We start from the raw sequence: 10,379 nt of genomic DNA on the forward strand, positions 1-10,379 counted from the left end.
CATCATGGACAAACAAATATTAAAAGATACCATTGTGCAACTCTTTGCTGGTAGCAAAGGGTTGCTTGCAATGGATGAAAGCACAAGCACCAGTAATAAGCGTTTTGCATTCGAAGGCATTCCGCAAACAGTCGAGATGCGGCGCAAATACCGTGAACTGATTGTTACCACGCCCGGCTTGAACGAAAGCATTGGGGGTGCAATCTTGTATGATGAAACTATTCGTCAGCAAACAAAAGACGGGATTCCTTTTACAGACGTATTGATTGAGGCTGGAATTATTCCGGGAATCAAGGTTGATATGGGGGCTAAATTGATGGCTGGTTTTTCTGATGAGAAAGTGACAGAAGGATTGGACGGATTAAGGGAGCGACTACAAGAGTATAGAAAGTTGGGTGCAAGGTTTGCAAAATGGCGGGCTGTAATTTCCATAGGCGATGGCGCCCCAACTACTGGCGCTATTGAGGCGAATATTCATGCCTTAGCCAGGTATGCTGCTTTATGCCAAGAGGCTGATATTGTACCAATTGTAGAACCAGAAGTATTGATGAACGGTAGCCATGATTTGGAGCACTGCTATGCAATAACCGCACAGGTTTTGAAAACACTCTTTTATCAATTCTCCGTTTACAAAATCTATTTGGAAGGAATGATACTAAAGCCTAATATGATCATTGCAGGAATAGAAAGCATTGTGCAAAATAGCGTTGACGAGGTAGCTGAAGCCACGGTAAACTGTTTACTGGAATCAGTTCCAGCTGCTGTTCCTGCTATTGCATTTTTATCGGGCGGACAGTCACCAGAAGATGCGACGGCACATTTGAATGCGATACATACAAAATTTAAGAATCGCTTACCGTGGATAGTTAGCTTTTCTTTTGGAAGGGCCATTCAGCAACCCGCGTTGGATAAATGGAAAGGCGAAGAGGCGAATGTGGAACAAGCACAAAGATTATTATATCTTAGGACTAAATGTGACTTAGCTGCAAGACGTGGAGAATATGATGCTTCTATGGAGAAGCAGTTAATTGAATAGCATTTTTCTTAATGTACAATTATAAACATGGCCAATACAAAAGACAATAAGCTTTCCTTAATAGGTTCTATATCTCTGGGTACAGGTGTAATGATTGGTGCGGGAATATTTGTTCTCATGGGACAAATAGCCGAGTTGGTAGGCGATCTATTCCCAATTGCTTTTATTGCCGGTGCGGTTGTGGTAGGTTTCAGTTCGTATTCTTACGTAAAGTTTTCCAATGCTTTTCCATCTTCGGGGGGTGTGGTAAAGTTCTTGAGTAAAGCGTATGGCCCGGGAACAACCACAGGTGTTTTTTCTTTGTTGATGTATGTGTCCATGGTGGTTTCAGAAAGTTTGGTGGCTGGCACTTTTGGCGCCTACACACTTAGGTTGTTCCCAGATAATTTTGCCGTTTATGCGTCTGTTCTTGGCATTATACTTTTGGTAACTGCCTACATCATAAATATTTTAGGGAATAAAGTTATCGGTGCAACAGGCACTTTCACCGCAATTATTAAGGTAGGTGGGATTGCAGTACTCGCTATTGCCGGTTTAATTGTATCTGGATTTGCAGATATTTCAGGAAAATATATCCCTCAAAACACCGATGCATTGCCGCAGGGATTTGCTTTTATGGCTGCATTGGCTCTGGCAATTCTTGCCTACAAAGGCTTCACAACAATTACAAACCAAGGTGGAGATATCGAAAATCCCCATAAAAATCTTGGGAAATCCATAATTCTTTCCATCCTTATCTGTACCCTAATTTATGTAGCTCTGGCACTTGCTGTTGCAGGAGGCTTAAGCATTCCAGAAATAATTAAAGCAAAAGACTATGCCTTGGCAGCAGCAGCAAAACCTATTTTTGGAGATTGGGGTTCTTGGATTACGATAGCATTAGCTATTGTTGCAACGTTTTCAGGCGTTGTCGCCAGTGTTTTTTCAGCATCGCGCCTGTTGGGAATGTTAAGTAGCATGAAGCAAGTACCATCGTTAAAAAAGATGGGCAACATTAAAAACCCGGCCCTTATATTTACAGTGGCGCTCGCTATTTTACTCACTCTACTATTCGATTTAACAAGGATTGCATCCATCGGAGCTATTTTTTACTTGGTTATGGATATTGCAATCCACTGGGGGCTTTTCCCTCACCTAAAAAAAGAAGTCAAATTTCAACCTATCATTCCATTAATAGCCATCGTATTGGATATTGCAGTGCTTTTTGCCTTCCTTTATTTAAAATACATAAGCGATCCATTGGTGCTTATTGTGGCAGCAATTGGGATAATTTTAATAATTATTGCGGAACGTCTTTTTATGTTTTCGCATACAGACGATGAGGGAAATATGCCGATGGAAATGGAAACCATGGGTTAATAAAACCCAGCACCAGAGGACAATTAACGAGGGTATTTGGTCAAAAAACGATACCTTTAAATCAACCTTAAAAGGTAAGGCCAAAATTGAAAAAAATGAAACTACACATAAAACACATGGTCTGCAGCCGATGTACAATGGCCGTAAAAACCATATTAGATGAACACCAAATTACACCGATAACTCTTGAGTTGGGTGAAGTGGAGACTGAAGAAAATTTAGATGAGCAACAGCTTTTAGCGCTTAACGTCTCGTTAAAAAAGATTGGCTTCGAACTGATAGATGACCGGAAAAGCAGAATCATCGAAAAGATAAAAACCATTATAATCAACCAAATACATCACTCCGAAACCCTTGTCCAAACAACACTTTCAAAGCTTATTTCAGACCATCTAAATGCCGACTATAACCATTTGAGCAATATTTTCTCAGAAGCTGAGGGGATTACGATAGAAAAATATTTTATCAACCAACGGGTAGAAAAGGCCAAGGAACTGATTGTTTATGATGAACTATCCCTTTCTCAAATTGCTTACCAACTCGGCTACAGCAATGTCGCGCATCTTTCAAATCAATTTAAAAAGGTAACTGGGTTAACGCCTTCTTTTTACAAATCGTTAAAAAATAGAAAAAGAACAAATATCGACGATTTGTAAATCATGCAAATCATACACAGAATTAGATAACATTTTCCGTTAGAGGATAGGTAATTTTGTATCAAACGATATGGAACATACCTATAAAATTACCGGAATGAGCTGCAACGGCTGTCGAACTTCGGCAGAGAAAGCACTAAACAATATAAATGGCGTTTCTGCTGAAGTAACTTTAGATCCGCCCAGAGCGGTGGTTAAAATGAAGGAACATGTGCCGATAGAAAAACTTCAAGAAGCGCTTAATGTGGCCGGGCATTATACCATCGCTCCGCACGATGCAGAAAACACAAAATCTTGTTGTTCATCCCACGATAAGCCTCAACCAGCTAAACCAAAAAATAATCAGGCAGAGAAAAATGCTTCCGGAGTATTTTATTGCCCTATGCACTGTGAAGGAGATAAAACTTACGACAAAGCCGGCAGTTGTCCTGTATGTGGAATGGATTTGGTTCAGGCACCTTCAGCTAAAAAAGCTACGAAATATACTTGCCCAATGCACCCCGAAATTGTAAGGGACGAGCCAGGAGCTTGCCCTATCTGTGGGATGGATTTGGTGCCGATGGAGCCAGATGTGGATGAGGAAGACCAAGCCTATACAAATTTACTTCGTAAACTAAAAATTGCCATTGCTTTTACACTGCCGATATTTTTAATTGCAATGTCGGATATGATTCCAAACAATCCTTTGTATAAATTGATGGATTTGAGGTATTGGAATTGGGTAGAATTTGCCTTATCCATTCCGGTTGTTTTTTATGCGGCATGGATGTTTTTTGAGCGTGCTTGGCGTTCGGTGATTACTTGGAACCTAAATATGTTTACTCTAGTTGGAATAGGTTCTGGCATAGCTTGGATATTTAGCCTAGTCGCTCTATTGTTTCCTGGATTATTTCCCGATGAATTTAAAACCCATTCTGGCACCGTTTATGTCTATTTTGAAGCAGCAACTGTTATTTTGACACTGGTTTTATTAGGGCAGGTGATGGAAGCAAGAGCGCATGGCAAAACCAATAGCGCCATTAAAGAACTGCTAAAACTCGCGCCAAATAAAGCAATTAAAATTATCGACGGACAAGAAAAAGAAGTTTCTATCGATGATATACACGAAGGCGATTTATTGCGCGTAAAACCTGGCGATAAAATTCCAGTTGACGGAAGCATCCATGAAGGTCAGGCGGTTATAGATGAGTCGATGATTTCTGGCGAACCTATTCCATTAGAGAAGAAAAAAGGCGATGCGGTAAAAGCTGGAACTATTAACGGCAACAAATCTTTTGTTATGGTTACCGAGAAAATCGGTTCAGAGACTTTGCTTTCGCAGATTATCGAGATGGTAAATTCTGCAAGTCGTTCCAAAGCACCCATCCAAAAAGTTGCCGATAAAATTTCTGGGTATTTTGTGCCGATTGTAGTGGGGATTTCAATTTTAACCTTTATTATTTGGGCAATCTATGGACCAGAACCATCTTACGTTTACGCACTTGTAAATGCAATTGCCGTGTTAATTATTGCGTGTCCGTGTGCATTAGGCTTAGCTACGCCAATGTCTGTTATGGTTGGCGTTGGCAAAGGGGCGCAAAATGGCATTCTTATAAAAAATGCAGAGTCGTTAGAAAGCATGGATAAAATGGATGTAGTTGTTATTGATAAAACAGGAACGGTTACCGAGGGAAAACCATCTGTAGAAAAAATTATCTCTGTCGATAAAAATTATTCGGAGGATGACATTTTAGAGAAAATCATCTCACTTAATAAAAATAGCGAGCATCCATTGGCGCAAGCAACATTGAAATATGGAGAAGAGAAAAACATAAAAATTAATGCCGTAGAAGATTTTGAAGCAGTTACCGGAAAAGGAGTTATTGGCAAGTTAGATGGAGCGGCGTTGGCGCTTGGAAACGCCAAATTGATGGAGCAAGTAGGGGCAGAAATTGATGCCGATTTGAGCCAAAAAGTAAGCGCCGAGCAAAAGCAAGGCAAAACAGTTTCTTATTTATCGGTTGGTAAAAAAGCTGTTGGCTTTGTGGTTATTTCTGATAAGATAAAAGCATCTAGCAAAGAAGCCATCCAACGATTACAAGCGGAAGGGTTGGAAGTAATTATGTTTACTGGCGATAACGAAGATACCGCTAAAGCAGTGAGCGAAACCCTCGGCTTAAATGGATACAAAGCCCAAATGCTGCCTGAAGATAAGCAGGAAGAAATTAAAAAACTGCAAGCTCAAGGCAAAAAAGTGGCTATGGCTGGTGACGGGATTAATGATGCACCGGCACTTTCTCAGGCAGATATTGGCATAGCAATGGGCACCGGAACAGATGTGGCGATAGAAAGCGCAGCAATCACTTTGGTTAAAGGCGATTTGAACGGTATCGCAAAAGCGAAAATGTTAAGCCATAAAGTGATGAGCAACATCAGACAGAACCTTTGGTTTGCGCTCGGCTATAACGTCATCGGTATCCCAATTGCTGCAGGTGTACTTTACCCGATATTTGGGTTGTTACTTTCCCCAATGATTGCTGCATTGGCCATGAGTTTTAGTTCGGTATCTGTTATTTTAAATGCGTTAAGGTTGAGGAATGCGAAGATAGATTAAAGGTACTAGGCATTAGGTTTTGGGCAAGCCGCTAAACTGCAAGATATTTAGGGCTTGCTATTGCCATCTCGGTAAAACACAATCCTAGCATCGATTGCTACAGTAGAACCGAGCCAAAATGATGACTTCGATAATACAACATCCATAAAGAAGACTAAAAAGAAGATTGCTTCGTGCCTCGCAAGGACGATTTTATGGTCGTCTGGAGGCACCTGCCACTCTCCAAAAAATCTATTTTATTGCGTAGATGGCGGAGGTATTTTTGTTCCCCAACTAGTATTTGGCGTGCTGCCCATGGTAAAGATTAAGCTACCGCCCTTCATCAATTCATCGCGATATAGCCAACAATTATCTAATGGTTTTCCGTTAAACGATGCGGATTGCACATACATGTTCTCTTTTGAATTATTTTTGGCCTCGATGGTCAATATTTTTTTGTTACCTAAGGTAATTTTGGCCTCATCAAATAAGGGGCTACCAATCTCAATAATTGGGCGCATATCTGTTAGCCCCTTCACATCAAACAAGCCCAATGCATTCATTACATACCAAGAACCTAACTGCCCTTGGTCTTCATCTTGCCCATAACCATAACCGTGTATGGGCTCGGTTCCATAAAACTCTTCGCCAATACGCCTTGTCCATTTTTGCGTTAACCAGGGTTTGCCAGAAAAATTAAACAACCAGCTGACGTGCAAATTAGGCTGGTTACCGTGGTTATAAATAGAATTTACGCCGGCAAAAGCATCAATGGTTTTTCCACCGCCAAATCCCAATTTTTCTGACACGGTAAAAATGCTATCAAGCCGCTTATTAAAATTGTCTTTGCCAATTGCGTTGATTAGTCCGGCCGGATTTTGAGGCACATAAAAAGTGTACTGTACAGCATTGCCCTCTTGAAATCCTCGCCAAGGCTGGTAGGGATCAAAATCTTTGATGAATTTTCCATCAACTGTTTTTGGCTGGATTAGATTATTCTGCGGATTAAAAAGGTATCTCCATCCATTAGAATATTTGATAAACTTGGTATAATCGTCTGTTTTGCCTAATGCCTTTGCCATTTGCGCAGCAGCAAAAGCACTATAACTATACTCCAACGTGTGCGAACCAGAAAAATTAGACCCGAGAGAATCGGTTTCTAACGCTCGCCCGGCTCCATCTATAAATGGTACGTAGCCATACTTTAAAAATGCCTTTGTATCTAACTTGCCCGAACCAGTTGGCCGATCTCTATAATTTAACTCATTTGCTTTCACTACTTCATAAGCTAAATCAACATCGTAATTTCGGATTCCAGAGTTGTAAGCACCAACTATTGCAAGGCCAACAAAGTTTGTACCTACACCAGATGCAAATTCGCTATTGGCAACGCCATCGCTAAACCACCCCTTGTCTTTATATAATTGCAATTGCGTGTTTACAAAACTGCCATACCACTCTGGATATGAAAGCGACCACAATTGAGTTATGTTCCAAAAAGCACCCCAAATAGCATCGGTATTGATAAATTCTGCTTTAAGGTTTTTATCTGTTTGTGCTGGCAACTGCCCGATTAAGCCCTTGTGTTTTGGATAAGCGCCGTTAACATCGCTGGCTATGCCCCTACCCAGCAGCCCATGGAAAAGCCCGGTATAAAACTTGGTTTTATTCTGTTCATTTGCACCTTTTACTGCGATTTTCCCCAGTTGCTCTTTCCAAGTTTGCTGTGCGTTTCTACGGGCCTGCTCAAACGTTAAGCCGGTTGCTTCTGTATCAAAATTTAGCTTAGCGTTGGCTATGGAGGTGTAGGAAAGTCCTGTCTTAACTTCAATAATTTCGCTATCATCTGTTTGATAATTCAATACCAGCCCAGCTCCCTTGCCATTTGCGGCAGTTGTGTTTTGCTGAATATTTTTCCCAACAAACGCGGTAACAGTTTCGGGTTTTTTACTTAATTCGCCGTAGATATACATATTTACCGTTCCATCTGGATCGTCTGTTTTAACATATTTTGGATAAGTATTTACAAAACCCTCAAAATGGGTATCATCGATCATTTTTATAGAGGCATCGGTAACTCCCCCACTTTCGCCCTGTGTATGGCCAATATCGAGGATAATGTGCGATTGATTGTTCTTTGGGAATGTATATCTCTGGAAGCCAACTCTTTTGGTTGCGGTAAGTTCTGCAGTGATATGATAATCATCTAACAAAACTTTATAATACCCCGGTTCTGCCACTTGGTTCTTACGGTCGAATTTAGATCGGTAGCCACTTGCCGGCTTTTCGAGTTCGCCTGGATTAACTTTAAGTGCTCCCGTAGTTGGCATATAACTTACACCGCCTACTTGCCATTCGTGGAAATGCACAAAACCTTCTATAGAATTTTGCCGAGTGTCATATCCAACCGTCTCCCAACCAGAGGCATTGCCGTAATGTCCATTGGTGGATGGGGCAAGTTTTGCCATGCCATAAGGCACTGCGGCGGGCGTATAAAAAAACCAACGACTGTGCGCTGTGCCAATAGTAGGATCAACGTATTTTAAAACACTTTCCTTCTTAATACCGCAACTTGCCAGCATCAAAGCAATTAAAGTCATACTCGCCCCAAACTTAATTCTCATAGTATGTAGTTATAATTGCGGCAGCCCGCGCTTTTATTTTTTCTGTCGTTGAAAGTTCTAAATATTTGCACTATCGCACACTTTAATGCAACGGCATATTCTCATTAATACTTTCTTTATCTTTCGATTCCAAGCCTTTTCCCTTCCAATACTGTTCGATGTGTTCTAAAGACTGCCCTTTAGTTTCGGGCAGTAATTTGTAAACCACAATAAAAGCTACTACGCAAAAGAAAGAGAACACCCAAAATGTTCCGGCGCTGCCAAATCCTTTTAACATAATTGGCGTTAATTGCCCAACAATCGTATCGGCAACCCACATCGTCATAATGCTAATGGCCAAAGCTCTTCCTCTAATTGCGCTCGGAAATATTTCTGATGCCACTACAAATTTTAATGGGCCAATGGAAAATGCGAAACATGCCAAAAATCCCAATACGCAAACTAAGAGCCAAATGCTAGTTGTTGCGCCGGTTATAAAGCAAATTCCTGTAAGAAATAAAGTAATCGCTGCACCAGCCGTTCCCCATAAATATAACGGCCTACGACCCCAACTGTCAACTTTCCAAATGGCAATGAGTGTAAACAACATATTTGCAAAACCAAAAATAATCTGACTTAGTAAAGAATTACTGAGAGATACGCCTGCATTACTTAAAATTGTTGGGCCGTAATAAATGATGGCGTTAATGCCGCTGAACTGAGAAAATAGTGGAAGCAGAATCCCAATCAACAATGCTTTACGCATACCTGGTGCAAATAATTCTTTATAGGAACCTTCCTTTTGTGGTGTCAACTCTGTGGATGCTATCTCGGCATCAGCCCCCGAAATTCTACTGATAATGTCTCTTCCCTCCGCCACGCGTCCGTTTTGGATCAGCCATCTAGGGCTTTCTGGCACAACGAATAATCCGATAAGGAAAAACAACGCAGGAATTGCTCCAACTCCAAACATTACCCGCCATATTTCATGTTGAAAAAGACTGCCGCTGGTAAAGTCTGTGGCATAATGTACCAACGCGGCATTGCTAAGGTAAGCCACAAGAATTCCAAAAGTTAGCGCAAATTGATAGAAAGTTACCAGTCTTCCTCTAATTTTTGCGGGTGCAATTTCTGAAATATAAAGCGGCACAACATTAGATGCAATACCAATTCCAATGCCGCCTAAAAGTCTTGAAAAAATTACTTAAGACAAGCTTGGCAAAAATGCACAACCAAGCGCCGAAATAAAAAATAATGTTGCGGAAAGCAATAGCGGCTTTTTTCTCCCCATCCTATCGCTTAATTCTCCAGAAAGTGCTACACCGATGATACAGCCAACCAAAGCTATCGAAACAAACAATCCTTCTTGAGCCGGTGAAAAAGAAAATTGCTTTTCTACAAAAGGTAACACACCAGAAATTACCGCCATATCAAAACCGAACAAGAAGCCGCCTAGAGAAGCGACCAAGGTGACGATTTTGAGATTAATTTTTTTGCCTTTCATGATATTTGATATTTGGTTGATGTTTAAGCGAAGAAATAAATATACTCGTTTAGTTTTTTTTCGCCGATAATTGTAATGATTTATTAAAAAACCTCGTTTGGTTAAGTTCGTTTATTGTCAGTCTAAGCTTCCCGAATGGTCGGGACAAGTAGTCGAAGACATCCAGAAATCGAAAATATTTAAAAGTTATTGTCCCTCAACTGGCTACCATTGCCGTTTTTACATAAGTCACTTACTGTAATTAAATTATATCTCATCTTTATTTGCTCGTTCCTTCAATCATATAAAAAATGGCCACCAACTCTTCCTTACGTTCTCCTAGCCGGAGGGGCGTCTTACTTTTTTTTTTGATAAAAAAGTAACAAAAAATCAAGGCTGACACCTCTTTGTGTAAAAATTCGCCAAGCTGTTTTACATCGATGGTTCGAGGCCTTTCCCTAGGCTTTTTCCCTTGCAAGGCTGCGAATCCTCTTTATAGCTACAAAGTGTCCGGCTTCTGCAAGCAGCTTTAGGCGTTTTTTCCTCCAAACAGCTGCTAGGCCGATTCCACCAGGCTGGCCATAGCCAATTTAGCACAAAACGTCATTTACATTGATTTATATGAAATGTATTAAACCATAGGATGACGCCATTTCTTTATCTTTTTTCC

5 protein-coding genes and 1 pseudogene are annotated in these 10,379 nt (G+C 40.7%); 4 read left to right on the forward strand and 2 right to left on the reverse strand.

What is annotated here, in order from left to right:
- The first annotated feature begins 4 nt into the window (after window positions 1–4).
- From ABIB40_RS08555 to ABIB40_RS08570, 4 genes are all read left to right on the forward strand, one after another.
- Window positions 5–1,036 carry a class I fructose-bisphosphate aldolase gene (locus tag ABIB40_RS08555; RefSeq protein WP_354358008.1) on the forward strand — a complete coding sequence of 344 codons (1,032 nt, stop codon included), beginning with the start codon at window positions 5–7 and terminating at the stop codon, window positions 1,034–1,036.
- 27 nt (window positions 1,037–1,063) lie between these two features.
- Window positions 1,064–2,395, forward strand: coding sequence for an APC family permease (locus ABIB40_RS08560; protein WP_354358010.1), 1,332 nt, complete (start codon window positions 1,064–1,066; stop codon window positions 2,393–2,395).
- Between the two features lie 95 nt (window positions 2,396–2,490).
- Complete coding sequence (locus ABIB40_RS08565; protein ID WP_354358012.1) at window positions 2,491–3,051, forward strand: helix-turn-helix domain-containing protein; 561 nt, start codon at window positions 2,491–2,493, stop codon at window positions 3,049–3,051.
- 70 nt (window positions 3,052–3,121) lie between these two features.
- Window positions 3,122–5,644: a heavy metal translocating P-type ATPase gene (locus tag ABIB40_RS08570; RefSeq protein WP_354358014.1), complete on the forward strand. Its 2,523-nt coding sequence runs from the start codon at window positions 3,122–3,124 to the stop codon at window positions 5,642–5,644.
- Between the two features lie 236 nt (window positions 5,645–5,880).
- Here ABIB40_RS08570 and ABIB40_RS08575 read toward each other — a convergent pair whose 3' ends face one another.
- Both ABIB40_RS08575 and ABIB40_RS08580 read right to left on the reverse strand, forming a co-directional pair.
- A complete protein-coding gene (locus tag ABIB40_RS08575; protein WP_354358016.1) occupies window positions 5,881–8,247 on the reverse strand; it encodes a GH92 family glycosyl hydrolase in 2,367 nt (788 codons plus the stop codon).
- Between the two features lie 82 nt (window positions 8,248–8,329).
- Window positions 8,330–9,730, reverse strand: a pseudogene (locus tag ABIB40_RS08580) (sugar porter family MFS transporter).
- Between the last annotated feature and the right edge of the window lie 649 nt (window positions 9,731–10,379).

The sequence above is a fragment of the Pedobacter sp. UYP30 genome (assembly GCF_040547165.1).
Classification (GTDB): domain Bacteria; phylum Bacteroidota; class Bacteroidia; order Sphingobacteriales; family Sphingobacteriaceae; genus Pedobacter.